Genomic DNA, 23,891 nt, shown 5'->3' on the forward strand with positions numbered 1-23,891 from the left:
TCTTTGCGCCGGCGAGGGCAAACGCTTGCATCGGGACTATCCCGCAGGCTATACTCGCCAGCTTTTCCGGGTTGGCCTATGCCTGCTCGGATATTCGCGCAGCGCTTCGCAAGAGGTTCTCTTCTTGAAGGCGCTGCACAGGTCAGCCCGGCCAATCGATGTCGGGTGTTCGCAATAGCTTCCGAGGCGCAAGCCGACGGGGCTGGAGAAAAACATGAGTCTGAGCAACCGTCTCGGTTTGCTGGGCCGCAAGGTGGGCATGATGCGCATCTTCACGGACGATGGCGATGCCATCCCTGTGACGGTGCTGGACGTGTCCAACAACCGCGTGACCCAGGTCAAGACCCAAGAGACCGACGGCTATAGCGCCATCCAAGTGGCGTTCGGTACGCGCAAAGCTTCGCGCGTCACCAAGCCCGAAGCCGGCCACCTTGCCAAGGCAGGTGTCGAAGCCGGTGAAATCCTCAAGGAATTCCGCGTCGAAGCCGACGTCGCAGCCCAGTACCAAGCTGGCGCGACCGTTCCGGTGACGTTGTTCGCCGCCGGCCAGCTGGTCGACGTGCAGGGCACGTCCATCGGCAAGGGCTTCGCAGGCACCATCAAGCGCCACAACTTCAGCTCGCAGCGCGCGTCGCACGGTAACAGCCGTTCGCACAACGTGCCGGGCTCGATCTCGATGGCGCAAGACCCGGGCCGTGTGTTCCCGGGCAAGAAGATGACCGGCCACATGGGCGACGAAACCGTCACCACCCAGAACCTGGACATCGTGCGCGTTGACGAAGCTCGTCAACTGCTGCTGGTCCGCGGTGCGGTCCCGGGTTCCAAGAACGGCCACATCGTCGTTCGCCCGGCCGTCAAGGTCAAAGTCAAGAAGGGAGCCAACTGATGCAGCTCGAGCTCCTGAACGAGCAGGGTCAGGCCACCGCCAAGGTGGACGCGCCTGACACCATCTTCGCTCGCGACTACAACGAAGCCCTGGTGCACCAGGTGGTCGTGGCCTTCCAGGCCAACGCCCGCCAAGGCACCCGTGCCCAGAAGGACCGTGAACAGGTCCATCACTCGACCAAGAAGCCTTTCCGCCAGAAGGGCACCGGCCGCGCTCGCGCCGGTATGACCTCGTCGCCGCTGTGGCGCGGGGGCGGTCGCATCTTCCCGAACATGCCTGACGAGAACTTCTCGCACAAGCTGAACAAGAAGATGTACCGCGCCGGCATGGCTGCGATCCTGTCGCAGCTGGCCCGCGAAGGCCGCCTGGCCGTGGTGGACTCGATCTCGGTCGAAGCCCCCAAGACCAAGCTGCTGGCCGCCAAGTTCAAGGCCATGGGCCTGGACTCGGTGCTGGTCATCTCCGACGTCGTGGATGACAACCTGCTGCTGGCTTCGCGCAACCTGGCCAACGTGCTGGTTGTCGAGCCGCGCTACGCCGACCCCCTGTCGCTGGTCTTCTACAAGAAGGTGCTGGTGACCAAGGCTGCGGTCGAGCAACTCAAGGAGATGCTGGCATGAGCGCCCCCAAGTATTCCGAAGGCCGTCTGGCCTCCGTGCTGCTCGCGCCCATCGTGTCCGAGAAGGCCACGCAAGTTGCCGAGAAGCACAACCAGGTCCTGTTCAAGGTCCTGCGCGACGCCACCAAGCCCGAAATCAAGGCCGCTGTTGAACTGATGTTCAAGGTCGAGGTCGAGTCGGTGAACGTTGTCCAGGTCAAGGGCAAGACGAAGCGCTTTGGTGGCCGTGCCGGCCGCCGTGACCACGTCAAGAAGGCCTACGTGGCCCTCAAGGCTGGTCAAGAGCTCAATTTCTCCGGGGAGGCCGCGTAAATGGCCATCGTCAAAGTCAAACCTACCTCGCCCGGTCGCCGTGGCGTCGTCAAGGTGGTGCACAAGCACCTGCACAAGGGCGCGCCCCATGCAGCTTTGCTTGAGCCGCAAATCCAGAATTCGGGCCGCAACAACAACGGTCACATCACGATTCGCCACAAGGGCGGTGGTCACAAGCACCACTACCGCGTGGTCGACTTCAAGCGCAACAAGGACGGCATTCCGGCCAAGGTCGAGACCATCGAGTACGACCCGAACCGCACCGCCCACATTGCGCTGGTGGTGTACGCCGACGGTGAGCGCCGCTACGTGATCGCCCCGCGTGGTCTGGAAGTGGGTTCGACCATCCTGAGCGGCGCGGAAGCCCCGATCAAGGCTGGCAACACGCTGCCGATCCGCAACATCCCGGTGGGCTCGACGATCCATTGCATCGAGCTGCAGCCTGGCAAGGGCGCCCAGATGATCCGTTCGGCCGGCACCTCTGCCGTCCTGATGGCTCGTGAAGGCGTCTACGCCCAGATCCGTCTGCGCTCCGGCGAAGTTCGCCGCGTGCACATCGACTGCCGCGCCACCATCGGTGAAGTGAGCAACGAAGAGCACAGCCTGCGTCAATACGGCAAGGCTGGCGCGATCCGCTGGAAGGGTATCCGTCCGACCGTTCGCGGTGTGGCGATGAACCCGGTGGATCACCCGCACGGTGGTGGCGAAGGCCGCACTGGCGAGGGCCAGGTCCCTGTGTCGCCGTGGAACACCCTGACGAAGGGTTACCGCACTCGCAACAACAAGCGCACGCAGACGTTCATCGTCTCGCGTCGCAAGAAGTAAGGGCTAGGCCATGACTCGTTCGCTGAAGAAGGGCCCCTTCGTTGACCACCATCTGATGGCCAAGGTCGACAAGGCAGTTGCCATCAAAGACAAGAAGCCCATCAAGACCTGGTCGCGCCGCTCGACGATCCTGCCCGAGTTCATCGGTCTGACGATCGCCGTGCACAACGGCAAGCAACACGTGCCGGTCTATGTGTCTGACCAGATGGTCGGCCACAAGCTGGGTGAATTCGCACTGACCCGCACCTTCAAGGGCCACCCGGCCGACAAGAAGGCCGGGAAGAAGTAAGGATGCCAACGATGGAAACCAAAGCAATCGTTCGTGGCGTTCGCCTCTCGTGTGACAAGGGTCGCCTCGTGGCTGACCTGATCCGCGGCAAGAAGGTGGACCAAGCGCTGAACATCCTGGAATTCACCCAGAAGAAGGCGGCCGTGATCATCAAGAAGGCGCTGGAAAGCGCCATCGCCAACGCCGAGCACAACGACGGCGCTGACATTGATGAACTCAAGGTCACCTCGATCTACGTCGAGCAGGGTGCCACGCTGAAGCGTTTCTCCGCTCGCGCCAAGGGCCGCGGCAATCGCATCAGCAAGCCCACCTGCCACATCTTCGTGGCTGTCGGCAACTAAGGCGTTAGGAAGAACATGGGACAGAAAATCCATCCGACCGGCTTCCGCCTGCCTGTCACCCGCAATTGGGCTTCGCGCTGGTACGCGAACAACCAGAACTTCGCCACGATGCTGGCCGAAGATCTGCAAGTTCGTGACTACCTGAAGACCAAGCTCAAGAACGCTGCCGTCTCGCGCATCCTGATCGAGCGCCCCGCCAAGAACGCCCGCATCACGATCTACTCGGCTCGTCCGGGCGTCGTGATCGGCAAGAAGGGCGAAGACATCGAAGCGCTGAAGGCTGAGCTGACCAAGCGTCTGGGCGTGCCCGTCGCCGTCAACATCGAAGAAGTGCGCAAGCCTGAAGTCGATGCCCAGCTGATCGCCGACTCGATCACCCAGCAGCTCGAAAAGCGCATCATGTTCCGCCGCGCCATGAAGCGCGCGATGCAGAACGCGATGCGTCTGGGTGCCCAGGGCATCAAGATCATGAGCGCTGGTCGCCTGAACGGCATCGAAATCGCTCGTACTGAGTGGTATCGCGAAGGTCGTGTGCCCCTGCACACCCTGAAGGCCGACATCGACTATGGCTTCTCCGAAGCCAAGACCACCTACGGCGTCATCGGCGTCAAGGTGTGGGTCTACCGCGGTGACCGTCTTGCCAATGGCGAGGCTCCGGTCATCAACACCCCCGCAGGCGCCGAAGACGATCGTCGCCCGCGCCGTAACGCTCGTCCGGGCGCTCCTGGTGGCCGTGGCCGCCCGGGTGGCGACCGTGGCCCGCGTGACGGAGCAGATCAGCCCGCTGCCGCCGCCCCGACGGGTGACGCAGCCAAGCCCGCTGCCAAGCGCGTGGTCCGCAAGGTCCCCGCAGCCGGCGGTGAGGCCAAAGGAGAATAAGCATGCTGCAACCCGCTCGTCGTAAATACCGCAAGGAGCAGAAGGGCCGCAACACTGGTGTTGCGACCCGAGGCGCCGCGGTGTCTTTCGGTGATTTCGGCCTCAAGGCCACCGAGCGCGGCCGTCTGACGGCCCGCCAAATCGAAGCGGCTCGCCGCGCGATCTCGCGTCACATCAAGCGCGGCGGTCGGATCTTCATCCGCGTGTTCCCGGACAAGCCCATCTCGCAAAAGCCCGCCGAAGTTCGGATGGGTAACGGCAAGGGCAACCCCGAGTACTACGTCGCTGAAATCCAGCCCGGCAAGGTGATCTACGAGGTTAACGGCGTGCCGGAAGAACTGGCTCGCGAGGCGTTCACGCTGGCCGCTGCCAAGCTGCCGCTGCGTTGCACCTTCGTGGCCCGCCAGGTCGGTACCTGAGGAAGACACCATGAAAGCAACTGAACTCCGCACCAAGGACGTCGCTGCCCTCGAGAAGGAAGTGACCGACCTGCTGAAGGCCCACTTCGGCCTGCGCATGCAAAAGGCCACCCAGCAGCTGACCAACCACAGCCAGCTGGGCAAGACCCGCCGCGACATCGCGCGTGCCAAGACCGTTCTGGCACAAAAGAAGAAGGAGGCCACGAAATGACTGAGGCCCAAGTCCAAGCCAAGAACACGCGCACCCTCGTCGGTCGCGTGGTCAGCGACAAGCGCGCCAAGACGGTCACCGTCCTGGTCGAGCGTCGCGCCAAGCACGAGCTCTACGGCAAGATCGTGGCCCGTTCCCGCAAGTACCACGCCCACGACGAAAAGGGCGAGTACAAGATGGGTGACGTCGTCGAGATCAGCGAAGGCCGTCCGATCTCCAAGACCAAGAGCTGGGTTGTGACCCGCCTGGTCGAGAAGGCCGAGATCGTCTAAAGAAGCACCGGTCGCATGACCGCTGCACAACCGGCACGCTGGGTAACTGGCGCGCCGGTTTTTCATTTTCAGAACACTCAATCAGGAGCGACACCATGATCAAGGTTGGCGACAAGCTGCCCGCAGGCAGCCTGCAGGAATTCATCGAAGTGGAAGGCGAGGGCTGCACGCTCGGCCCCAACAGCTTCGACATCGAGAAGGCCACGGCCGGCAAGACCGTCGCCATCTTTGCCCTGCCGGGCGCCTACACGCCGACCTGCTCGGCCAAGCATGTGCCTGGCTATGTCGAATCCGCTGAGGCGCTCAAGGCTGCCGGCGTCGACGAGATCTGGTGCGTGTCGGTCAACGACGCCTTCGTCATGGGCGCCTGGGGCCGCGATCAGAAGACGGCTGGCAAGGTGCGCATGATGGCCGACGGCAGCGCCCAGTTCGCCCAGGCCACCGGCCTGACGCTGGACCTGACGGCCAAGGGCATGGGCGTGCGCTCGCAGCGCTATTCGATGCTGGTCAAGGATGGCGTCGTCAAGACGCTGAACATCGAAGGCCCCGGCAAGTTCGAGGTCAGCGATGCGGCCACGATGTTGAGCCAGGCCAAGGCCGGCTGATCTGAAGGTCGCGCTGGGGCTGGCAAACCGGCCTCAGCAAAAACTTCTGCGACAGGCATTGACGGCCCAAGGGTTCTCACTGCATAATGCGCAGCTTCGCCGAACGCCAGTGCTCCTGCTACGCAAGAGCCCACGCTGGCTTCGGATCCGCCCTCAACCGTTGGGCAGCCCAGGCGCAACGCCCAAGCTGACTGACTTACGGGCCCAAGACTGACCGACGCGCAGCTCGCTGCAACTCGGGGCAAGTTGGGGACAGACATGATCCAAATGCAATCGCGGCTTGATGTCGCGGACAACACTGGCGCCAAGTCCGTTCAGTGCATCAAGGTGCTGGGCGGCTCCAAGCGCCGCTATGCGCACATTGGCGACATCATCAAGGTCAGCATCAAAGAAGCTGCCCCGCGTGGTCGCGTGAAGAAGGGCGAGGTCTACAGCGCCGTGGTGGTTCGTACCGCCAAGGGCGTGCGCCGCCAGGACGGCTCGCTCGTCAAGTTCGACGGCAACGCCGCCGTGCTGCTCAATGCCAAGCTGGAGCCGATCGGCACCCGCATCTTCGGCCCGGTGACGCGTGAACTGCGTACCGAGCGCTTCATGAAGATCGTGTCGCTGGCACCTGAGGTGCTTTGAGCCCCCACTGTCTGAGGTAAGCCATGAACAAGATTCGTACCGGCGACCAGGTCATTGTGCTGACCGGCCGCGACAAGGGTAAGCGCGGCACCGTGTCCGCCCGCACCGACGTCGACCACGTGGTCGTTGACGGCATCAATGTCGTCAAGAAGCACGTCAAGCCCAACCCCATGAAGGGCACCACCGGCGGCGTCGTCGACAAGACCATGCCTATCCATCAATCCAACGTGGCGATCTTCAACGCCGCCTCCGGCAAGGCCGATCGTGTGGGCGTCAAGCTCGTCGACGGCAAGCGGGTGCGCGTGTTCAAGTCGACCGGCGAAGAGATCAAGGCTTAAGAGGTCCGTCATGGCTCGTCTGCAAACGCATTACCGCGAAAAAATCGTGCCCGGCCTGGTCGAGAAGTTCGGCTACAAGTCGGTCATGGAGGTGCCCCGCATCACCAAGATCACGCTCAACATGGGCGTGAGCGAGGCCGTCGCCGACAAGAAGGTCATGGACCACGCCGTTGGCGACCTGACCAAGATCGCTGGCCAGAAGCCCGTGGTCACCAAGTCGAAGAAGGCCATCGCCGGCTTCAAGATCCGCGACAACGTGCCCATCGGCGCGATGGTGACCCTGCGCGGCGTCCAGATGTATGAATTCCTGGACCGCTTCGTGACGATCGCCCTGCCGCGCGTTCGCGACTTCCGGGGTATCTCCGGTCGCTCGTTCGACGGCCGTGGCAACTACAACATCGGCGTCAAAGAACAGATCATCTTCCCCGAAATCGAATACGACAAGGTGGATGCTCTGCGTGGTCTGAACATCAGCATCACGACGACTGCCAAGACGGACGACGAAGCCAAGGCTCTCCTGGCTGCGTTCAAGTTCCCGTTCAAGAACTGAGGTGATCTGTGGCTAAAACTTCCATCAAGCAACGTGAACTGAAGCGCGAAGCACTCGTCGCCAAGTTCGCGAAGAAGTACGCAGAACTGAAGGCCATCATCAACGACAGCAAGAAGTCGGATGAAGAGCGCTATGTCGCTCGCCTCGAGCTGCAGAAGCTGCCCCGTAACGCCTACCCGACCCGTCTGCGCAATCGCTGCGAGCTGACTGGTCGTCCGCGTGGCACCTTCCGCAAGTTCGGCCTGGCCCGTAACAAGATTCGTGAACTGGCCTTCAAGGGCGACATCCCCGGTGTCGTCAAGGCCAGCTGGTAATCGGCTGATAGGAGTAATCGCAAATGAGCATGAGTGATCCCATCGCCGATATGCTGACCCGCATCCGCAACGCGCAGATCGTCGAAAAGACGAGCGTTGCCATGCCGTCGTCCAAGCTGAAGGTGGCGATTGCCAAAGTCCTGAAGGACGAAGGCTATATCGACGACTTCGCCGTTCGCGGCGAAGCTGCCCGCCCGGAGCTGGAAATCGCGCTGAAGTACTACGCTGGCCGTCCGGTCATCGAACGTATCGAGCGCGTCAGCCGCCCCGGCCTGCGCATCTACAAGGGCCGCCACGACATTCCTCAGGTCATGAATGGCCTGGGCGTGGCGATTGTGACGACCCCGCAAGGTGTCATGACGGACCGCAAGGCCCGCGCTGCCGGTATCGGTGGCGAGGTCCTCTGCTACGTCGCCTAAGCGAAGGAGTCGAAACAATGTCCCGCGTTGGAAAAATGCCGGTCAACCTCCCGCAAGGCGTGGATGTGACCGTCGCCGCTGACTCGATCAGCGTCAAGGGCTCGCTGGGTACGCTGGTGCGTCCCGCGAACAAGCTCGTCACCGTCAAGAACGAAGCCGGCAAGCTGAGCTTCGTGCCCGCCAACGAATCGGCTGAAGCCGATGCGATGAGCGGCACGATGCGCGCGCTGCTGGCCAATATGGTCAACGGCGTCAGCAAGGGCTTTGAGCGCAAGCTGAACCTGGTCGGCGTGGGCTTCCGTGCCCAAGCCCAGGGCCAGAAGCTCAACCTGCAGATCGGCTTCTCTCACCCTGTGGTGAAGGACATGCCGGCCGGCATCAAGGTCGAGTGCCCCACCCAGACGGAAATCGTCATCAAGGGTGCTGACCGCCAGGTCGTCGGCCAAATCGCCGCTGAGGTGCGTGCCTTCCGCCCCCCCGAGCCCTACAAGGGCAAGGGCATCCGTTATTCGGATGAGAAGGTCACCATCAAAGAGACCAAGAAGAAGTAAGGAGCAGCGCCATGATGACCAAGAAAGAACAACGCCTGCGTCGTYCGCGCCAGACCCGCGTTCGCATTGCGATCCAGCGCGTGGCCCGTCTGACGGTGTTCCGCTCCAATCTGCACATCTACGCCCAAGTCGTCTCGGAAGATGGCGGCAAGGTGCTGGCTGCAGCCTCCACGGCCGAGAAGTCGGTCCGCGAACAGCTGAACAGCAACGGCGGCAACGTCGCTGCGGCTACGCTGGTCGGCAAGCTGATCGCCGAGAAGGCCAAGGCTGCTGGCGTCGAGAAGGTCGCTTTCGACCGCTCGGGCTTCGCCTATCACGGCCGTGTCAAGGCCCTGGCCGAAGCAGCCCGCGAAGCCGGCCTGCAGTTCTGACGCATCAAGGAATAAGAAATGGCAAAGTTTCAACCCCGCGGCGCGCAGGCTGAAGGCAACGACGACGGCCTGAAGGAAAAGATGATCGCGGTCAACCGCGTGACCAAGGTTGTGAAGGGTGGCCGTACGCTGTCCTTCGCCGCTCTGACCGTGGTCGGTGATGGCGATGGCCGCATCGGCATGGGCAAGGGCAAGGCCAAGGAAGTGCCGGTCGCCGTGCAGAAGGCCATGGAGTCGGCTCGCCGCAACATGGTCAAGGTCAGCCTGAAGAACGGCACCATCCACCACAACGTGGTGGGTGAGCACGGTGCAGCTCACGTCATCATGGCTCCGGCTCCTGCCGGTACCGGCGTCATCGCCGGCGGCCCGATGCGCGCTGTCTTCGAAGTGATGGGCGTGACCGACATCGTGACCAAGAGCCACGGTTCGACCAACCCTTACAACATGGTTCGCGCCACGCTGGACGCTCTGAAGCGTTCGACGACGCCGGCCTCTGTCGCTGCCAAGCGCGGCAAGACGGTTGAAGAAATCTTCAACTGATCGCGGAGCACAACATGTCTGACAAGAAAACCGTGACGGTCAAGCTGGTGCGTAGCCCCATCGGCTGCCGCGCCTCGCACCGTGCCACCGTGGTCGGCCTGGGTCTGCGTCGGCTGAACAGCCAAAGCACCCTGGAAGACACGCCCGCAGTGCGCGGCATGATCAACAAGATCGCCTATCTGGTGCAGGTGCTCTAAGCACCGCACGCAAAGGACAAGACGATGGAACTCAACACGATCAAGCCCGCAGAGGGCTCCAAGCATGCCAAGCGCCGTGTCGGCCGTGGCATCGGCTCGGGCCTGGGCAAGACCGCAGGTCGCGGCCACAAGGGCCAGAAGTCCCGCGCTGGTGGCTACCACAAGGTCGGCTTCGAAGGCGGCCAGATGCCGCTGCAGCGTCGCCTGCCCAAGCGTGGCTTCAAGTCGCTGACGCTGAAGTACAGCGTCGAGATCAACCTGTCGGACCTGCAAGGTCTGGCCGGTGAAGAGATCGACGTGTCGACGCTGAAGGCTGTCGGCCTGGTGCCCCAGCTGGCCAAGTCGGTCAAGGTCATCCTGTCCGGCGCCATCGAGCGCAAGGTCACGCTGAAGGGCGTGAACGTCACGAAGGGCGCCAAGGCGGCCATCGAGGCGGCGGGCGGCTCGGTCGCTTAAATCCAGTCCACAAGGAACTGACTCAGCGTGGCTACCAACGCGAATCAGCTGGCCAAGAGCGGCAAGTTCGGCGACCTGCGTCGTCGGCTTGTGTTCCTGCTGCTGGCTCTGGTCGTCTACCGCATCGGGGCGCATATCCCCGTGCCCGGTATCGACCCGAACCAGCTGGCCCAATTCTTCAAGGGTCAGGCGGGTGGCATCCTGAGCCTGTTCAACATGTTCTCGGGCGGCGCGCTGTCGCGCTTCACCGTGTTCGCGTTGGGCATCACGCCTTACATCTCGGCATCCATCGTTCTGCAGCTGATGACCTACGTCGTGCCGACGCTGGAGCAGCTGAAGAAGGAAGGCGAAGCCGGCCGCCGCAAGATCACCCAGTACACGCGTTATGCGACGCTGGGGCTGGCTCTGTTCCAGAGCCTGTCGATCGCGCTGGCGCTGGAGGGCTCTGCCGGCCTCGTGCTGAACCCTGGTTTCGGCTTCCGCCTGACCGCGGTGTCCAGCCTGGTGGCCGGCACGATGTTCCTGATGTGGCTGGGTGAGCAGATCACCGAGCGCGGCCTGGGCAATGGCATCTCGATCCTGATCTTCGGCGGTATCGCCGCGGGTCTGCCGGGTGCGATCGGTGGCCTGTTCGAGCTGGTGCGTACCGGTGCGATGGGTTACGGTTCTGCGCTGGTCGTGATCTCGCTGGTCGTGCTGGTGACCTATGCCGTGGTCTTCGTCGAACGTGGCCAACGCAAGATCCTCGTGAACTATGCGAAGCGCCAGGTCGGCAACAAGGTCTACGGCGGCCAGTCGTCGCACCTGCCGCTGAAGCTGAACATGTCGGGCGTGATCCCACCGATCTTCGCGTCGTCGATCATCCTGCTGCCGACCACGGTGGTGAGCTGGTTCGCGACGGGTGACGGCCTGCGCTGGTTGAAGGACCTGGCGGGCATGATCAGCCCGGGTCAGCCGATCTATGTGCTGCTGTATGCGACAGCCATCATTTTCTTCTGCTTCTTCTACACGGCCCTGGTGTTCAACAGCCGTGAGACTGCAGACAACCTGAAGAAGAGTGGTGCGTTCATTCCGGGTATCCGCCCGGGTGAGCAAACCGCCAAGCACATCGACAAGATCCTTTCGCGGCTGACGCTGGCTGGTGCGATTTACATCACGCTGGTCTGTCTGCTGCCCGAGTTCCTGACGCTGAAGTACAACGTTCCGTTCTACTTCGGTGGCACCTCCCTGTTGATCATCGTCGTCGTGACGATGGACTTCTGGGCTCAGGTTCAGAGTTACATCATGAGTCAGCAGTACGAATCACTGCTGAAGAAGGCCAGCTTCAAGCCCAGCTGAGGGCGAGGAGCTGATCGTTAACCAAGATTGATTCCAACCACACTCCTGAACGTACGGCATGGCGAAAGACGACGTCATTCAGATGCAGGGCGAGATTCTTGAGAACCTCCCCAACGCTACGTTCAGAGTCAAGTTGGAGAACGGGCATGTCGTCCTCGGGCACATCTCCGGCAAGATGCGGATGCACTACATCCGTATCCTTCCCGGCGACAAAGTGACTGTGGAATTGACACCCTACGATTTGAGTCGTGCTCGCATCGTGTTCCGGGCGAAGTGAGCTGTTTGAACCCCCGGACGCGTGTGAGCGCAAAAGAAGTTAGGCCAAGGAGCAGACCATGAAAGTTTCGGCATCCGTTAAGCAGATGTGCCGCAATTGCAAGATCATCCGCCGCAAGGGCGTGGTGCGTGTGATCTGCACCGACCCGCGCCACAAGCAGCGCCAGGGCTAAGCCCTCAAGCACGCACGACAGGACTAGAGGACAACCATGGCACGTATTGCTGGTATCAACATTCCGCCGCAAAAGCACACTGAGATCGGTCTGACCTCGATCTACGGCATTGGCCGTACGACCGCCCAGAAGATCTGCACGAACAGCGGCATTCCGTTCGACAAGAAGGTCAAGGACCTGACCGATAGCGATCTCGAAAAGATCCGCGATGAAGTCAACAAGCTGACCATCGAAGGTGACCTGCGCCGTGAGCAGTCCATCAACATCAAGCGTCTGATGGACCTCGGTTGCTACCGCGGCTTCCGTCACCGCCGTGGCCTGCCGATGCGCGGTCAACGCACCCGTACGAATGCCCGCACCCGCAAGGGTCCGCGCAAGTCGGCTGCGACCGGCAAGAAGTAAGCTGCCCGAACTGAAAGAAGGTCAATATGGCAAAGGCTCCCAACAATTCGGCGGCTCAGCGCGTTCGCAAGAAGGTTCGCAAGAACGTTGCTGACGGCATTGCGCACGTCCACGCTTCGTTCAACAACACGATCATCACGATCACCGACCGCCAAGGCGGCGCCCTGTCCTGGGCTTCGTCGGGTGGCCAAGGCTTCAAGGGCTCGCGCAAGTCGACGCCTTTCGCAGCCCAGGTGGCGGCTGAAGTGGCTGGTCGCGCTGCGCAAGAGCAGGGCATCAAGAACCTCGACGTCAAGATCAAGGGCCCCGGCCCGGGTCGCGAATCGTCGGTGCGCGCTCTGGCTGCGCTCGGCATCCGCATCAACTCGATCTCTGACGTGACGCCGGTGCCGCACAACGGCTGCCGTCCGCAGAAGCGCCGTCGCATCTAATCGCTGCAGCCCACCTATTCACCCTCAGGTGACAGGGATATTGCAGAAGCGGATGACAGTGCGATAATCGCGCGTTTTCCCGGAGCCGGCGGGCACTTTGTGCCGCGCCGGCTTCAGTCTTGAGTCGAGCTGATTCAGCGACGACTCACAAGCCCACCGTCCAAGCCCATAAAAACACCGGCTGGACTCGCGTCAGGAAACCTCTCCATGAGGCCTGGCGTCAGATTGAACAAGGACACGCAAAGTGGCACGTTACCTCGGCCCCAAGGGCAAACTTTCCCGCCGTGAAGGCACCGACCTCTACCTGAAGAGCGCCCGCCGCGCCATCAGCGACAAGGTCAAGTTCGACAGCAAGCCCGGCCAGCATGGCCGCACCTCCGGCCAGCGCACTTCCGACTTCGGTCTGCAGCTGCGCGAAAAGCAGAAGGTCAAGCGCATGTACGGCGTGCTGGAGCGTCAGTTCCGCCGCTACTTCGCCGAAGCCGAGCGCCGCAAGGGCTCGACCGGCGTGAACCTGCTGCAACTGCTGGAATCGCGCCTGGACAACGTCGTCTACCGCATGGGCTTCGGCTCCACCCGCGCAGAAGCCCGTCAGCTGGTTTCGCACAAGGGTGTGACGGTGAACGGCGAAGTCGTCAACATCGCTTCCTACCTGGTCAAGGCCGGTGACACCGTCGCCGTGCGCGAAAAGGCCAAGAAGCAGCTGCGCGTCACCGAGTCGTTCAAGCTCGCCGATTCCATCGGCCTGCCGGCCTGGGTGGCTGTTGACGGCACCAAGCTCGAAGGCGTGTTCAAGAAGGCTCCCGACCGCGATGAGTTCGGCGCCGAGATCAACGAATCGCTGATCGTCGAGTTGTACTCGCGTTAATGATTTCCCCCGCCGACCACGCCCGCAAGGGCGCGGTCGGCGTTTCCTCGTCCGGGCTTTTGCCCTTCGTAGGCTCTGCCCGGCTGGTCCTCAGCCTTATCGGTGTAACGAACCGAGGGTATTGAAAGAAAGACCTCATGCAAACCAACTTGCTCAAACCCAAGTCCATCAACGTGGAGCCCCTGGGCGGTCATCGCGCCAAGGTCACGCTGGAGCCGTTCGAACGCGGCTACGGTCACACCCTGGGCAATGCCCTGCGCCGTGTGCTGCTCTCGTCGATGGTGGGTTATGCGCCGACGGAAGTGACGATTGCCGGCGTGCTCCACGAGTACTCGGCCATCGACGGCGTGCAAGAGGACGTGGTTCACATCATGCTGAACCTCAAGGGCGTCGTCTTCCGCCTGCACAACCGTGAAGAAGTGACCCTGGTCCTGCGCAAGGAAGGCGAAGGCCCCGTCACCGCGGCCGACATCCAGACTCCGCACGACGTCGAGATCATCAACCCCGAGCACGTCATCGCCCACCTGTCGCAAGGCGGCAAGCTGGACATGCAGATCAAGGTTGAAAAGGGCCGCGGCTATGTGCCCGGCACGATGCGCCGCTTCGGCGACGAGCCGACCAAGAGCATTGGCCGCATCGTCCTCGACGCCTCGTTCTCGCCCGTCAAGCGCGTCAGCTACGCCGTCGAAAACGCCCGCGTCGAGCAGCGTACCGACCTGGACAAGCTGGTCATGGAAATCGAAACCAACGGCGCTATCTCGCCCGAGGAAGCGATCCGTGCTTCGGCCAAGATCCTGGTTGAACAGCTGGCCGTGTTCGCCCAGCTGCAAGGCACCGACCTGGTCGACGCCTTCGACCAGCCGGCCCAGCGTTCCAGCAGCTTCGATCCGATCCTGCTGCGCCCGGTCGACGAGCTCGAGCTCACCGTGCGTTCGGCCAACTGCCTGAAGGCCGAAAACATCTACTACATCGGCGACCTGATCCAGCGTACCGAGACCGAGCTGCTGAAGACCCCGAATCTGGGTCGCAAGTCGCTCAACGAGATCAAGGAAGTTCTGGCTTCCCGCGGTCTCACCCTCGGCGCCCGCCTGGAAAACTGGCCCCCGCAAGGCCTGGACAAGCGTTAATCCGCTTCGCTCGAACAGAAAAGACGGCCTGAAGGCCGTCATCGGATGACAAACGCGCTCTGGCGCGTTTGATCGTGCAACCAGCAGTACCTGATCCGGCTGCTGGCATTAACAAAGTGAAAAAGGAATAGCACCATGCGTCACCGTAACGGCCTCCGTAAACTCAACCGCACCAGCGCCCACCGCGCTGCCATGCTGCGCAATATGTGCGTTTCGCTGCTGCAGCACGAAGCCATCAAGACCACGGTCCCCAAGGCCAAGGAACTGCGCCGCGTTGTTGAGCCCCTCATCACGCTCGCCAAGGAACCCACGCTGGCCAACCGCCGCCTGGCTTTCGACCGCCTGCGCGACCGCGACATCGTCGGCAAGCTCTTCAACGAACTGGGCCCGCGTTTCGCGAATCGCCCGGGCGGCTACACCCGCATCCTGAAGATGGGCTTCCGCGTCGGCGACAACGCGCCCATGGCTTTCGTTGAACTGGTGGATCGCGCCGAAGGCGAGACCGCTGGCGAAGCCGTCGAATAAGTTCAGCTTCTGCTGATCTGCAAAGCCCGCTTCGAGCGGGCTTTTTCTTTGGGGCGTCGGCCTCCGCCTACGCCAGCGGCTCGCCCGGCCCGACGGCATGTCAGCGACCGCGAGCGCACAGTGGACGGCGCTTCCATGAAAGGACGTCCCCATGCCCAAGACCCACGGTAACCGCGGCGGCGCGGTCGAACACAAGGTCAGCGACTTCGCCACCACCAAATCGACCCAAGGTCAGACCTTGACCCGGCAGGCCAAGGCGCCGGCGCGCCAGGATGACGGCACCGCGCGTGAAGCGCCCAAGGGCCCGCCCCAGCACAAGGTCTGACAAGGGCTCGCATCAGCGGCGCAGCGGCAGCCAGTGCAGTTCGCCGTCGCCAAGCACCGCGATCTGCGCGCCATGGCGTGCGAGTTCGGCGCGCCGCAGGGTCAGCGCGCCGGTCAGGCCGCCAAAGGCCGGCAGCACCAGCGCGTGCGGGTAGTGGGCGAAGCAGGGCCGCCGCAGGCGGTCGCCTGCACGGCTGGCGATGACGACGGCGGGATGCCAATGTCCCGCCAGCGTGAAGCCCGGCGTCGCGGGTGGCGGCGGTTCATGTGCGGCAGTCAGTGGGCCTAACGCCAATGCCGTGCTGACTGTCTGGAGCGGCAGCTCGGCCGGATGAATGTGTCGGTCGTGGTTGCCCAGCACGAGGGTGGTTGGCACGCGGCGTGCGAAGCCGTCAACGTCAGCCAGCAGGGCGGGTGTCAGCCCCTCGGCGCTGTGCCAGAAATCACCAAGCACCATGAGCCGCTCGGCAGCGTACGACGCCATCAGCGCCTCGAGCTTCGCCAAGGTTCGCGCGCTGGTGCCGGCCGGCACCGCCTGCCCCTGGGCGCGGAAGGCGGCGCCCTTGCCCAGATGCAGGTCGGCGGCGAACAGCGTGCGCGCGGCGGGCCACCAGACGGCACCATCCGGCAGCAGCCACAGGGTCTCGCCAGCGGCCTCGATGCTCAGGCTCATCGCCGCCTCCGACGACCACCACCGCGTTTGCCGGATTTGGCGGCCTTGTCACTCTCCTGCCCGAAGGCCAGCCGCTCCCCCACGTCCTGCGGCGCCGCGCCGCCACCGGCTGCCACCTCCAGCTCCGCCAGCATGCGCGTGAGCCTCTGCGCCAGCGACTCCGTCGTCACGCGCTCGCGCAGCATCTCCACCAACAGCGGGAAGGCCAGCGGCGAGGTCCGCGCTGGGCGCTGCAGGTCCAGCGGCAACGAAGCCAGCCGGTCCAGCGTGCGCGCCAATGAATCCTCGTCCAGCTCGGCCGACAGCAGTTCCTCCTCGGCCTGGTGCAGCAGCCGGTTGCCCGGGTCGTGCTGGCGGAAGACATCGAAGTAGAGCGAGCTGGATGCCTGCAACTGGCGCTGGCTGCGCACCTCGCCGGGGTGGCTCTGGAAGATCAGGCCCGAGATGCGCGCGATCTGTCGGAAGCGCCGGCGCGCCAGCTCGCTGGCATTGATGCTGGCCAGCACCTCCTGGCGCAAGGTGTCGCGGTCCACCGCAGCGAGCAATTGCGGCAGGCGCGCGGCCCAGTCGATCTCGGTGGCGCTGAGCAGCTCCATGCCGTACTCGTTGATGGCGACGGTGAAGGTGGCGGGTGTGTCGCGGCCCACGCGCCAGGCCAGCAGCCAGGCCAGGCCCAGGTGCACCGTGCGGCCGGCAAAGGGGTAGAGGAAGAGGTGATGGCCGTCCGCCGAAGTCTGCACCTCGGCCAGCAGCCGCTGCGGCCCGGGCAGAGCCGACCACTCGGCTTGCAGCTTCAGCAGCGGCGCGACGAAGCGCATTTCCTTGTCGGCATAGCGACCCTGCGCCGCTTCGTCGAAGCGCGCCAGCATTGCATCGGCCAGCGTGTCGGAGATCGGGAACTGTCCGCCGTTCCAGCGCGGCAGCAAGGCGCGACCTGGCTTGCCCACTCGCACATAGGCGGTCAGGCCTTCGACGCGAACCAACTCCAGCGCGCGGCCACCCAGCAGGAAGACATCGCCGGGCTTGAGCCGCGCAATGAAGCTCTCCTCCACCGTTGCGATGCGGCCGCCGGTCAGGAACTGCACGCTCATCATGGCGTCCGACACGATGGTGCCGATATTGCTGCGGTGGCGCCGCGCCAGCCGCACATCGGGCACGCGCCAAACGCCTTCCTCGTCGGGCACGACGCGCTGGAAGTCCGGGTAGGCGCGCAGGCTCTCGCCGCCGTGGCGGACAAAGGCCAGCGCCCATTGCCAGGCCTCGTCGCTCAGGCCGCGAAAGCTGGGCGCCGTGCGTACCTCGGCCAGCAACTCCTCGGGCCGGAAGCCGCCGCCCAGCGCCACCGTCACCAGGTGCTGGACCAACACGTCCAGCGGTGCCGCCGGCGCATGACGCGGCTCGATGCGGCCGGCCTGCACGGCGGCACGCAACGCGGACGCCTCGACGATCTCCAGGCTGTGCGTCGGCACCATGGTGACCTTCGATCGACGCCCGGGCGCGTGCCCGCTGCGGCCAGCGCGTTGCAGCAAGCGGGCCACACCTTTGGCCGAACCGATCTGCAGCACCTGGTCCACCGGCAGGAAGTCCACGCCCAGGTCGAGACTCGCCGTGCAGACGACCGCCTTGAGCTGGCCGGCCTTCATGGCCGCCTCCACCCAGCGGCGCAGCTCGGCATCGATGGACCCATGGTGCAGGGCGATGGCCCCGGCCCAGTCCGGCCGGGCGTCCAGCAGCGCCTGGAACCAGCGTTCGGCCTGGGAGCGCGTGTTGGTGAACACCAGGCTGCTGGCGGCCTGGTCGATCTGCGCGACGACGGCCGGCAGCATGGTCAGGCCCATATGGCCGCCCCAGGCGAAGCGCTCGATGCGCTTGGGCAGCAGGGTGGCGATATCTATCTTCTTGTCCATGGCGCCACGCACCAGCACGGCATCGGGCGCCAGCACGTCGCGCGCTTCGTCGAGATTGGCCAGCGTGGCGGACAGGCCCCAGGTCATCAGGGCCGGGTTCCAGTGTCTGAGCCTGGCGAGGGCGAGTTGCAGCTGCACGCCACGCTTGCTGCCGAGCAGCTCATGCCACTCATCGACGACGACCAGGCGCACGCGCTTGAGCACGTCCGGCGCATCGGCGCGGGACAGCATCAGGCTGAGCGATTCGGGCGTGGTGACGAGGGCGGTCGGCCAGCGGCGTTGCTGCGAGGCGCGCTCACTCGTCGATGTGTCGCCCGTGCGTGCGGCCAACGTCCAATCCGGCGCGAGTGCCGATGCGGCGCCTTGCAGGGCCAGCAGGGTGTCGTGGCTGAGGGCTCGCATGGGCGTCACCCACAGGACTGTCAACGGCGCCTCGGCATCGCCAAGCGCATGCAGCGCACCGAGCCAGACGGCCAGCGTCTTGCCGGAGCCGGTGGTGGCGTGGAGGAGGCCGGAGTGGCCTTGCTTCATCTCCTTCCAGACAGTCTTCTGGAAGGGGAAGGCTTTCCATCCTTTGGTTTGGAGCCACTCGGTGGTGGTGGGGTTAGGCATCCGGAGCGGTGGCTTGATGGGCCAGTGCCGTGCCGGGAGTCCCGCCCGGCGGCGGGGTAACTTTCTTCTGCGGCGCCAGAAGAAAGTCACCAAAGAAGAGGCGCTGAACCGCACACCACCGCGACGACGCCATCAGCGGCGCGCGAAAACAGCCGGCGGCATTGCGATAGGAAGCGAGCCGCTGCGCTCTCGCGTCTGACTTGTCACGACCAACATCCATCGCACCAGCTGCCCGTCCGACGCGCGCCTGCACGCCGGGCTCACCAGAAAACCAAATGCAGCGTCGCCCGAGCGACGCGGCTGTTCGGTATTTGTCGGGCGTCGGCGTGCAGCCGCGACTTAAGCGGCGTGAAGATCCGATCGCTGGTGCTCGGCACAAGTGGTGGGCGAGAGCGCAGCGGCTCGCGTCGGGGCGCGCTCCAGTTCGAGCGTCGCGAGCGCCTGATCCCGCTCGAGTGCGGATTGCATTGAGCGCTCCTCTTTTGGTGACTTTTCTCTGGCGCGTCAGAGAAAAGTTACCCGCCCTCGCGGGGCGGATTCCCGCGGCATTGCACCGGGTCGAAAGGACAGCCGTCAAAGCAACCCCGTTCAACTCACCACCTCCATCAACGTCCGTAGCGACTCCAGCGTATCCGCCTCCCACAGCGGCTTGTCATCCCTGATGCGCAGCATCCGCGGAAACCTCACCGCGATGCCGCTCTTGTGCCGCGTGCTGGCCTGTATGCCCTCGAAACCCAGCTCGAACACCATGGTCGGCCGCACGCGCCGCACCGGCCCGAATTTCTCCACCGTCGTCTTGCGGATCTCGCGATCGACCCGCTTGATCTCCTCGTCCGTCAGCCCCGAATACGCCTTCGCAAACGGCACCAGCATCAGCTCGCCGCCCGTCGCGTCCAATGCAGCTTCCGCCTCCGCAGCATCGCGCGGCGCGCGGTTCCAGACGGCAAAGCTGTAGTCGGTGTAGAGATTGGCCCGTCGCCCATGGCCGGCCTGGGCGTAGATCAGCACGGCGTCGACGCTCAGCGGCGCGACCTTCCATTTCCACCAGGCACCGGCGGTGCGGCCGATGCCATAGGCCGACTCGCGGTGCTTGAGCATCAGGCCTTCGACGCGCCGCTCTCGCGAGCCTTCGCGCGCAGCAGCAAGGCCGGGCCAGTCCGTCGCGTCGACCAGCGGCGACGTCGCAATGCCCAACTGCTCCAGTCGCGCGCGGCGGATGTGCATGGGCTCCTGGCGCCGGTCCACGCCCTCGCTTTCGAGCAGGTCATAGGCCAGCAGCCGCACCGGTGCCTCCGCGAGGATGGCCTTCGACAGCTTGGTGCGGGCTATGCGCTTTTGCAGCAACGCGAACGGCGCCGGTTCGGCCTCGTCCGGCAACCAGGCCAGCAACTCGCCGTCGACGACGGTGCCGTCCGGCCAGGTGCTCGCCGCGGCCACCGCTTCGGGGAAGCGCTCGGTGATCAATTCCTCGCCGCGCGACCAGATCCAGACCTGGCCATCGCGCTTGACGACCTGGGCGCGGATGCCGTCGTACTTCCACTCCGCGAGCCAGTCGCCGCGCTCGCCCAGCGTCGCTGGCTCGGCCGCCAGTGCATGCGCCAGGAAGAAAGGGTAGGGCTGGCCGCCGCGCGCGCCGCTCGTGTCCGCCGTCAACAGCGCCTGGAAGCGCTCGGCCGTCGGTGGCGTGTCGATGTGGGTGTAGCCCATCATGCGCTGGGCGATGCCAGCGGCGTCCTGCCCCGACCACTCGGCCAGCGCGCGCTGCACCAGCAACTTGCTGACGCCGACGCGAAAGCCCCCGCCGACGAGCTTGACGAACATGAAGCGCTCGTCCGCCGACAGCCCGCGCCAGGCCGCCAGCACCCCCTCGCGCCGGCCCTCTGCATCCAGCGTGCGCAGCGGCAGGATGCGGCCCTCCATCCACTCGCTCAATGGCTCGTCGAGCCTGTCCTCGGGGTCGGGCAGCACATAGGCAATCGCTTCGGCCAGGTCACCGGTCACGGCATATCCCGCCTCGAACAGCCACTCCGGCAGGGCGGCCGCCTCGCAGGCCAGGGCGCGCAACTCGGCGGTCGGCACTGCGCGCCGTGGCGTGCCGCCGGCCAGCAGGTAGACGGCCCAGGCCGCGTCGCGCGGCGGTGCCTCGGCCAGGTAGCGCTTCAGCGCCGCCACCTTGGCCAGCGTGGACGTGCTGGCGTCCAGTGCGAGATACAAGGCCACGAAGCGCTTCATGTCTCGCCCTCGTCGCCAAATTCGGTGGCGAAGGTCTCGGCCTGCAAGCCCAGCTCGCCCAGATAGCGCACCAGGGCGCCTTCGTCGCCATGCGTGACGATGACGCGCTGGGCGCCGGTCGCGGTGATGGCGGACAGCAGCCCCGGCCAGTCGGCGTGGTCGCTGAAGACAAAGCCGCGGTCCACGCTGCGGCGTCGGCGCGCGCCGCGCAGCCGCATCCAGCCGCTGGCGAAGGCATCGCTGTGCGGGCCCAGGGCCTTGGCCCAGCGGCTGTCCTGCACGGCCGGCGGCGCAATGACAAGGGCGCCGCGCAGGGCCTTGAAGTTGGTTTCCGGCGTCACGGTCTCCACTTCGGCCAGAGCGACGCCGGCTGTGCGGTAGGCCTCGTTCAGCCGGGCGACGGCCGCATGCACCAGCACCGGCCCTGGCGCGTCGGCCGTCGCCAGCCCTGCCACCAGCCGCTGCGCCTTGCCCAGGCTGTAGCCCATCAGCAGGGCGTGCTTGCCTTGGGCCGCGCAATCGGCCCACCAGGCGCGCATTTCGGCCAGCACCTCGGTCTGCGGCGCCCAGCGGTAGATGGGCAGCGCAAAGGTGGCCTCGGTGATGAAGACATCGCAGCGCACTGGCTCGAAGGGCGCGCAGGTGGTGTTGGCGTCGCCTGCGCCGCTGACGAAATAGTCGCCCGACACCACCCAGACCTCGCCGCGGTGTTCCACCCGCACCTGGGCCGAGCCCAGCACATGGCCGGCCGGATGCAGGCTGAGTGTCACCTCGCCCAGTTGTAACGGCTCGCCGTAGCTCAGGCCCTGGAAGGCCATGTCAGGGCCGACCCGCGAGCGCATCAGCCCCTCGGCGTCGCGATGCGCCAGATAGGCGCCGTGCCCGTCGCGGCAATGGTCGGCATGGGCATGGGTGATGACGGCGCGGTCCACCGGCCGCCAGGGGTCGATGTAGAAGCCGCCCGCCTCGCAGTACAGGCCTTCGGAGCGGCGGGTGATCAGGTCAGCGCGACTCGACATGGGGCCCAGTGTGCCCAGGCCGGCTTGACCCCGCTGTCGGACGGCATCCGCTCATTTGCGGGACTCGCGCGGAACTCAAACGCTGCCGCCGTGACTCACCAACGGTGCGACCGCCAGGTCATGCCCGCCGCCCCCTGCTCCGGACCCGACCTTGCTGCCCGATTCCCGCCTCCGCCGACGCTCGTCCCTGCGCCTCAGCCTGCTGGCCTTGCAGCTGCTGGCCGGGTCGTCGGCCTGGGCGGCCGGCACGCCGCCGGTCGTGCCGACGCCGGCTGAGCTGGCCCGGCCCCTGGAAGTGACTCGCAATGCCGAACTGCCACCCGAGCGCCCGCCGGTGGCGCGCGAACTCGGCAAGCCCGACGACGAACTGAAGATCGACGTCCCCGCCTACAGTCTGGCGCCCGATGCCCCGGCTGCCCTGCGCGAGGCCCTGCCGCGGTTGACGGCGGCCTTCGTCGGCAAGGAGCGTGGCTTCGAGGACCTCGTCAACGCCGCCAACGAGGTGACGCGCTTCCTGCAGCGCGACCTCGGCTACTACCTCGGCTATGCCTACATCCCCGAGCAGGTCTTCGACGGCCAGACGGTGCGCATCGCCGTGCTCGAGGGGCGGCTGGACCGCGTGGTGCTGAACTGGAGCGAGGGCCTGCCGGTCGACCGCGAGATCGTCCAGGCCTATCTCGCGCGGCTGAAGCCGGGCGACGTGCTGACGGTGGACGCCGTCGAGCGCACCGTCTTCCTCATCAACGACCTGCGCGGGATCGTCACACGGGCCGAGGTCAAGGCCGGCTCGACGCCGGGCACCGCCGTCCTGGAGTTCACGCCGCGCGCCGAGGCGCGCTACAGCGGCAGCGTCGATGGCGACCTCAACGGCTCGCATTTCATCGGCCTGCAGCGCCTCGGCGCCCAGGTCATCATGGCCAGCCCGCTGGGCCGCGGCGACGGCCTCTCGGCCTCGGCGCTCAGCTCCGTCAGCCGGGGCCTGATGTTTGCGCTGCTGGGCTACACCAGCCCCATCGGCGCCGACGGCTTCAAGGCTGGCGTCTCGCTGTCGGCGGTGCGCTACCAGCTCGACAAGAAGGAATTCCCCCTCGGCCTGGACGGTACCGGCACGACGCTCAACGTCTTCGCCCTCTACCCCTGGGTGCGCTCGCGCAACCTCAACCTCTTTGCGCTGGGCGCCGTCGACGCCAAGCGCTATGTCGACAACGTCGCGGCGCTGTCGACGAGGAAGCGCGTCGACGATGCCAGCCTCGGCATCAGCGGCGACTTCCGTGACAGCCTGCTGACCGGCAGCGTCAATACCTTCGAGTTCAACCTGGCCCAGGGCCGGCTCAACTTCCCCGCCGGCGCGCCCAGCGGCGGTGACGATGCGGCCAGCTTTCGCAAGATCGGCTTCACGGCCTCGCGGCTGCAAAACGTCCTCAGCAACCGGCTGCTGGCCTACCTCACGGTGCGCGGGCAGTGGGCGCTGTCCAATCTCGATTCCACCGAGCAGTTCCGCGCCGGCGGCCCGAATGGCGTGCGTGCCTATGCGCCAGGCGAGGGCACGGGCGACAGCGGCGCCGTCGCCAGCCTGGAGCTGCGCTGGCTGCCGCCGTTCAGCCTGTTCGGCAAATGGGCCAGCGAGCTGGTGCTGGCGGCCTTCTACGACGGCGCCTTCATCCAGTACCGCCACGACCCCAACCTCGTCGTGCGCGAGCCCGGCTATGTGAACCGCATCTGGCTGGGCGGCGCCGGCTTGTCGATGGTCTGGGCGCGTGGCAGCGAGTACTCCTTTCGCATGAGCCTGGCGACGCCCACGCACGGCCATGCCAGCAGCGAGAGCCAGGCCCGCAAGCTGCGCTTCTACGCGCAAGGGTCTTGGAGCTTCTGAAATGATGCAGCCCCTCGCCCAACCTCGCATCGCTGAACGCGAGCGAGTCCTGTCGGTCCCCCGAGGGGACGCCGATGCTTGCGGCGTCGA

35 protein-coding genes are annotated in these 23,891 nt (G+C 65.0%); 31 read left to right on the forward strand and 4 right to left on the reverse strand.

What is annotated here, in order from left to right; translation table 11 throughout:
- Positions 1-214: 214 nt before the first annotated feature.
- From rplC to AC1D2H_RS26630, 30 genes are all read left to right on the forward strand, one after another.
- Entirely contained in the window at positions 215-886 is a 672-nt protein-coding gene (gene rplC, locus AC1D2H_RS26485) for a 50S ribosomal protein L3 (protein WP_439467392.1), read from the forward strand.
- Positions 886-1,506, forward strand: coding sequence for a 50S ribosomal protein L4 (gene rplD / locus AC1D2H_RS26490; protein WP_119046635.1), 621 nt, complete (start codon positions 886-888; stop codon positions 1,504-1,506). The genes rplC and rplD overlap by 1 nt, the downstream gene beginning before the upstream one ends.
- Positions 1,503-1,817, forward strand: coding sequence for a 50S ribosomal protein L23 (gene rplW / locus AC1D2H_RS26495; RefSeq protein ID WP_056194256.1), 315 nt, complete (start codon positions 1,503-1,505; stop codon positions 1,815-1,817). Before rplD ends, rplW begins: the two co-directional genes overlap by 4 nt.
- Positions 1,818-2,642, forward strand: coding sequence for a 50S ribosomal protein L2 (rplB, locus tag AC1D2H_RS26500; RefSeq protein ID WP_477936061.1), 825 nt, complete (start codon positions 1,818-1,820; stop codon positions 2,640-2,642).
- Positions 2,643-2,652: 10 nt separating this feature from the next.
- Complete coding sequence (gene rpsS / locus AC1D2H_RS26505) at positions 2,653-2,931, forward strand: 30S ribosomal protein S19 (RefSeq protein ID WP_056194250.1); 279 nt, start codon at positions 2,653-2,655, stop codon at positions 2,929-2,931.
- An 11-nt stretch (positions 2,932-2,942) separates the two neighbouring features.
- On the forward strand, positions 2,943-3,272 hold the full coding sequence (gene rplV / locus AC1D2H_RS26510; protein ID WP_233374577.1) for a 50S ribosomal protein L22: 330 nt from the start codon (positions 2,943-2,945) through the stop codon (positions 3,270-3,272).
- Positions 3,273-3,287: 15 nt separating this feature from the next.
- The gene (gene rpsC / locus AC1D2H_RS26515) at positions 3,288-4,151 is read left to right on the forward strand and encodes a 30S ribosomal protein S3 (protein WP_477936063.1); all 864 of its coding nucleotides are present in this window, start codon (positions 3,288-3,290) and stop codon (positions 4,149-4,151) included.
- A gap of 2 nt (positions 4,152-4,153) precedes the next feature.
- Positions 4,154-4,570: a 50S ribosomal protein L16 gene (gene rplP / locus AC1D2H_RS26520; protein WP_119046639.1), complete on the forward strand. Its 417-nt coding sequence runs from the start codon at positions 4,154-4,156 to the stop codon at positions 4,568-4,570.
- Between the two features lie 10 nt (positions 4,571-4,580).
- On the forward strand, positions 4,581-4,781 hold the full coding sequence (rpmC, locus tag AC1D2H_RS26525) for a 50S ribosomal protein L29 (RefSeq protein WP_056194241.1): 201 nt from the start codon (positions 4,581-4,583) through the stop codon (positions 4,779-4,781).
- Complete coding sequence (gene rpsQ, locus AC1D2H_RS26530) at positions 4,778-5,053, forward strand: 30S ribosomal protein S17 (RefSeq protein ID WP_056194239.1); 276 nt, start codon at positions 4,778-4,780, stop codon at positions 5,051-5,053. Before rpmC ends, rpsQ begins: the two co-directional genes overlap by 4 nt.
- A gap of 95 nt (positions 5,054-5,148) precedes the next feature.
- A complete protein-coding gene (locus tag AC1D2H_RS26535; protein WP_477936066.1) occupies positions 5,149-5,658 on the forward strand; it encodes a redoxin family protein in 510 nt (169 codons plus the stop codon).
- A 258-nt stretch (positions 5,659-5,916) separates the two neighbouring features.
- Positions 5,917-6,285 (forward strand): 50S ribosomal protein L14, encoded by a 369-nt coding sequence (gene rplN, locus AC1D2H_RS26540; RefSeq protein WP_056194233.1) that lies wholly within the window; start codon positions 5,917-5,919, stop codon positions 6,283-6,285.
- Between the two features lie 23 nt (positions 6,286-6,308).
- Complete coding sequence (gene rplX / locus AC1D2H_RS26545) at positions 6,309-6,623, forward strand: 50S ribosomal protein L24 (protein WP_056264780.1); 315 nt, start codon at positions 6,309-6,311, stop codon at positions 6,621-6,623.
- A gap of 10 nt (positions 6,624-6,633) precedes the next feature.
- Positions 6,634-7,173: a 50S ribosomal protein L5 gene (gene rplE, locus AC1D2H_RS26550; RefSeq protein WP_056877729.1), complete on the forward strand. Its 540-nt coding sequence runs from the start codon at positions 6,634-6,636 to the stop codon at positions 7,171-7,173.
- 8 nt (positions 7,174-7,181) lie between these two features.
- Complete coding sequence (rpsN, locus tag AC1D2H_RS26555) at positions 7,182-7,487, forward strand: 30S ribosomal protein S14 (protein ID WP_477936068.1); 306 nt, start codon at positions 7,182-7,184, stop codon at positions 7,485-7,487.
- Positions 7,488-7,510: 23 nt separating this feature from the next.
- Positions 7,511-7,906, forward strand: a complete 396-nt coding sequence (gene rpsH / locus AC1D2H_RS26560) for a 30S ribosomal protein S8 (RefSeq protein ID WP_056194221.1) — start codon at positions 7,511-7,513, stop codon at positions 7,904-7,906.
- Between the two features lie 17 nt (positions 7,907-7,923).
- Positions 7,924-8,457 carry a 50S ribosomal protein L6 gene (gene rplF, locus AC1D2H_RS26565; RefSeq protein WP_477936070.1) on the forward strand — a complete coding sequence of 178 codons (534 nt, stop codon included), beginning with the start codon at positions 7,924-7,926 and terminating at the stop codon, positions 8,455-8,457.
- Positions 8,458-8,468: 11 nt separating this feature from the next.
- Entirely contained in the window at positions 8,469-8,828 is a 360-nt protein-coding gene (gene rplR, locus AC1D2H_RS26570) for a 50S ribosomal protein L18 (RefSeq protein ID WP_478012955.1), read from the forward strand.
- Between the two features lie 18 nt (positions 8,829-8,846).
- Positions 8,847-9,368 (forward strand): 30S ribosomal protein S5, encoded by a 522-nt coding sequence (gene rpsE / locus AC1D2H_RS26575; RefSeq protein ID WP_056194212.1) that lies wholly within the window; start codon positions 8,847-8,849, stop codon positions 9,366-9,368.
- Between the two features lie 14 nt (positions 9,369-9,382).
- Positions 9,383-9,565, forward strand: a complete 183-nt coding sequence (gene rpmD, locus AC1D2H_RS26580; protein WP_056194210.1) for a 50S ribosomal protein L30 — start codon at positions 9,383-9,385, stop codon at positions 9,563-9,565.
- A gap of 24 nt (positions 9,566-9,589) precedes the next feature.
- Positions 9,590-10,021 carry a 50S ribosomal protein L15 gene (rplO, locus tag AC1D2H_RS26585; RefSeq protein ID WP_477936074.1) on the forward strand — a complete coding sequence of 144 codons (432 nt, stop codon included), beginning with the start codon at positions 9,590-9,592 and terminating at the stop codon, positions 10,019-10,021.
- 27 nt (positions 10,022-10,048) lie between these two features.
- Positions 10,049-11,359: a preprotein translocase subunit SecY gene (gene secY / locus AC1D2H_RS26590; RefSeq protein WP_477936076.1), complete on the forward strand. Its 1,311-nt coding sequence runs from the start codon at positions 10,049-10,051 to the stop codon at positions 11,357-11,359.
- Between the two features lie 58 nt (positions 11,360-11,417).
- Positions 11,418-11,636 (forward strand): translation initiation factor IF-1, encoded by a 219-nt coding sequence (gene infA, locus AC1D2H_RS26595; protein WP_009855680.1) that lies wholly within the window; start codon positions 11,418-11,420, stop codon positions 11,634-11,636.
- 58 nt (positions 11,637-11,694) lie between these two features.
- Positions 11,695-11,808 carry a 50S ribosomal protein L36 gene (gene rpmJ / locus AC1D2H_RS26600; protein ID WP_056194202.1) on the forward strand — a complete coding sequence of 38 codons (114 nt, stop codon included), beginning with the start codon at positions 11,695-11,697 and terminating at the stop codon, positions 11,806-11,808.
- Between the two features lie 36 nt (positions 11,809-11,844).
- Complete coding sequence (gene rpsM / locus AC1D2H_RS26605; RefSeq protein WP_119046648.1) at positions 11,845-12,210, forward strand: 30S ribosomal protein S13; 366 nt, start codon at positions 11,845-11,847, stop codon at positions 12,208-12,210.
- Between the two features lie 26 nt (positions 12,211-12,236).
- Positions 12,237-12,641 (forward strand): 30S ribosomal protein S11, encoded by a 405-nt coding sequence (gene rpsK / locus AC1D2H_RS26610; RefSeq protein WP_056194196.1) that lies wholly within the window; start codon positions 12,237-12,239, stop codon positions 12,639-12,641.
- 244 nt (positions 12,642-12,885) lie between these two features.
- Positions 12,886-13,509: a 30S ribosomal protein S4 gene (gene rpsD, locus AC1D2H_RS26615; RefSeq protein WP_477936078.1), complete on the forward strand. Its 624-nt coding sequence runs from the start codon at positions 12,886-12,888 to the stop codon at positions 13,507-13,509.
- 137 nt (positions 13,510-13,646) lie between these two features.
- Positions 13,647-14,636 (forward strand): DNA-directed RNA polymerase subunit alpha, encoded by a 990-nt coding sequence (locus AC1D2H_RS26620; RefSeq protein ID WP_056194188.1) that lies wholly within the window; start codon positions 13,647-13,649, stop codon positions 14,634-14,636.
- 135 nt (positions 14,637-14,771) lie between these two features.
- Positions 14,772-15,161: a 50S ribosomal protein L17 gene (gene rplQ / locus AC1D2H_RS26625; protein WP_477936080.1), complete on the forward strand. Its 390-nt coding sequence runs from the start codon at positions 14,772-14,774 to the stop codon at positions 15,159-15,161.
- Positions 15,162-15,312: 151 nt separating this feature from the next.
- Positions 15,313-15,486, forward strand: a complete 174-nt coding sequence (locus AC1D2H_RS26630; protein WP_477936082.1) for a hypothetical protein — start codon at positions 15,313-15,315, stop codon at positions 15,484-15,486.
- Between the two features lie 12 nt (positions 15,487-15,498).
- Here the strand turns inward: AC1D2H_RS26630 and pdeM are convergent, their stop codons facing one another.
- From pdeM to AC1D2H_RS26650, 4 genes are all read right to left on the reverse strand, one after another.
- On the reverse strand, positions 15,499-16,158 hold the full coding sequence (gene pdeM, locus AC1D2H_RS26635; protein ID WP_478012956.1) for a ligase-associated DNA damage response endonuclease PdeM: 660 nt from the start codon (positions 16,156-16,158) through the stop codon (positions 15,499-15,501).
- Positions 16,155-18,677, reverse strand: coding sequence for a ligase-associated DNA damage response DEXH box helicase (locus AC1D2H_RS26640; RefSeq protein ID WP_478012957.1), 2,523 nt, complete (start codon positions 18,675-18,677; stop codon positions 16,155-16,157). Before AC1D2H_RS26640 ends, pdeM begins: the two co-directional genes overlap by 4 nt.
- 588 nt (positions 18,678-19,265) lie before the next feature.
- Positions 19,266-20,909: an ATP-dependent DNA ligase gene (locus AC1D2H_RS26645; protein WP_478012958.1), complete on the reverse strand. Its 1,644-nt coding sequence runs from the start codon at positions 20,907-20,909 to the stop codon at positions 19,266-19,268.
- The gene (locus AC1D2H_RS26650; RefSeq protein ID WP_478012959.1) at positions 20,906-21,928 is read right to left on the reverse strand and encodes a ligase-associated DNA damage response exonuclease; all 1,023 of its coding nucleotides are present in this window, start codon (positions 21,926-21,928) and stop codon (positions 20,906-20,908) included. Before AC1D2H_RS26650 ends, AC1D2H_RS26645 begins: the two co-directional genes overlap by 4 nt.
- A 151-nt stretch (positions 21,929-22,079) precedes the next feature.
- Here AC1D2H_RS26650 and AC1D2H_RS26655 point away from each other — a divergent pair, with 151 nt between their 5' ends.
- Positions 22,080-23,801, forward strand: a complete 1,722-nt coding sequence (locus AC1D2H_RS26655) for a ShlB/FhaC/HecB family hemolysin secretion/activation protein (RefSeq protein WP_478012960.1) — start codon at positions 22,080-22,082, stop codon at positions 23,799-23,801.
- Positions 23,802-23,891 lie beyond the last annotated feature (90 nt).

It is taken from the genome of Roseateles sp. P1_C1_2 (assembly GCF_056406535.1).

Bases quoted from the DNA above. Each gene is read 5' to 3' on its own strand.
- rplC (WP_439467392.1), top strand. From the start codon at position 215: ATGAGTCTGAGCAACCGTCTCGGTTTGCTGGGCCGCAAGGTGGGCATG.
- rplD (WP_119046635.1), top strand. From the start codon at position 886: ATGCAGCTCGAGCTCCTGAACGAGCAGGGTCAGGCCACCGCCAAGGTG.
- rplW (WP_056194256.1), top strand. From the start codon at position 1,503: ATGAGCGCCCCCAAGTATTCCGAAGGCCGTCTGGCCTCCGTGCTGCTC.
- rplB (WP_477936061.1), top strand. From the start codon at position 1,818: ATGGCCATCGTCAAAGTCAAACCTACCTCGCCCGGTCGCCGTGGCGTC.
- rpsS (WP_056194250.1), top strand. From the start codon at position 2,653: ATGACTCGTTCGCTGAAGAAGGGCCCCTTCGTTGACCACCATCTGATG.
- rplV (WP_233374577.1), top strand. From the start codon at position 2,943: ATGGAAACCAAAGCAATCGTTCGTGGCGTTCGCCTCTCGTGTGACAAG.
- rpsC (WP_477936063.1), top strand. From the start codon at position 3,288: ATGGGACAGAAAATCCATCCGACCGGCTTCCGCCTGCCTGTCACCCGC.
- rplP (WP_119046639.1), top strand. From the start codon at position 4,154: ATGCTGCAACCCGCTCGTCGTAAATACCGCAAGGAGCAGAAGGGCCGC.
- rpmC (WP_056194241.1), top strand. From the start codon at position 4,581: ATGAAAGCAACTGAACTCCGCACCAAGGACGTCGCTGCCCTCGAGAAG.
- rpsQ (WP_056194239.1), top strand. From the start codon at position 4,778: ATGACTGAGGCCCAAGTCCAAGCCAAGAACACGCGCACCCTCGTCGGT.
- AC1D2H_RS26535 (WP_477936066.1), top strand. From the start codon at position 5,149: ATGATCAAGGTTGGCGACAAGCTGCCCGCAGGCAGCCTGCAGGAATTC.
- rplN (WP_056194233.1), top strand. From the start codon at position 5,917: ATGATCCAAATGCAATCGCGGCTTGATGTCGCGGACAACACTGGCGCC.
- rplX (WP_056264780.1), top strand. From the start codon at position 6,309: ATGAACAAGATTCGTACCGGCGACCAGGTCATTGTGCTGACCGGCCGC.
- rplE (WP_056877729.1), top strand. From the start codon at position 6,634: ATGGCTCGTCTGCAAACGCATTACCGCGAAAAAATCGTGCCCGGCCTG.
- rpsH (WP_056194221.1), top strand. From the start codon at position 7,511: ATGAGCATGAGTGATCCCATCGCCGATATGCTGACCCGCATCCGCAAC.
- rplF (WP_477936070.1), top strand. From the start codon at position 7,924: ATGTCCCGCGTTGGAAAAATGCCGGTCAACCTCCCGCAAGGCGTGGAT.
- rpsE (WP_056194212.1), top strand. From the start codon at position 8,847: ATGGCAAAGTTTCAACCCCGCGGCGCGCAGGCTGAAGGCAACGACGAC.
- rpmD (WP_056194210.1), top strand. From the start codon at position 9,383: ATGTCTGACAAGAAAACCGTGACGGTCAAGCTGGTGCGTAGCCCCATC.
- rplO (WP_477936074.1), top strand. From the start codon at position 9,590: ATGGAACTCAACACGATCAAGCCCGCAGAGGGCTCCAAGCATGCCAAG.
- infA (WP_009855680.1), top strand. From the start codon at position 11,418: ATGGCGAAAGACGACGTCATTCAGATGCAGGGCGAGATTCTTGAGAAC.
- rpmJ (WP_056194202.1), top strand. From the start codon at position 11,695: ATGAAAGTTTCGGCATCCGTTAAGCAGATGTGCCGCAATTGCAAGATC.
- rpsM (WP_119046648.1), top strand. From the start codon at position 11,845: ATGGCACGTATTGCTGGTATCAACATTCCGCCGCAAAAGCACACTGAG.
- rpsK (WP_056194196.1), top strand. From the start codon at position 12,237: ATGGCAAAGGCTCCCAACAATTCGGCGGCTCAGCGCGTTCGCAAGAAG.
- AC1D2H_RS26620 (WP_056194188.1), top strand. From the start codon at position 13,647: ATGCAAACCAACTTGCTCAAACCCAAGTCCATCAACGTGGAGCCCCTG.
- rplQ (WP_477936080.1), top strand. From the start codon at position 14,772: ATGCGTCACCGTAACGGCCTCCGTAAACTCAACCGCACCAGCGCCCAC.
- AC1D2H_RS26630 (WP_477936082.1), top strand. From the start codon at position 15,313: ATGCCCAAGACCCACGGTAACCGCGGCGGCGCGGTCGAACACAAGGTC.
- pdeM (WP_478012956.1), bottom strand. From the start codon at position 16,158: ATGAGCCTGAGCATCGAGGCCGCTGGCGAGACCCTGTGGCTGCTGCCG.
- AC1D2H_RS26640 (WP_478012957.1), bottom strand. From the start codon at position 18,677: ATGCCTAACCCCACCACCACCGAGTGGCTCCAAACCAAAGGATGGAAA.
- AC1D2H_RS26645 (WP_478012958.1), bottom strand. From the start codon at position 20,909: ATGAAGCGCTTCGTGGCCTTGTATCTCGCACTGGACGCCAGCACGTCC.
- AC1D2H_RS26650 (WP_478012959.1), bottom strand. From the start codon at position 21,928: ATGTCGAGTCGCGCTGACCTGATCACCCGCCGCTCCGAAGGCCTGTAC.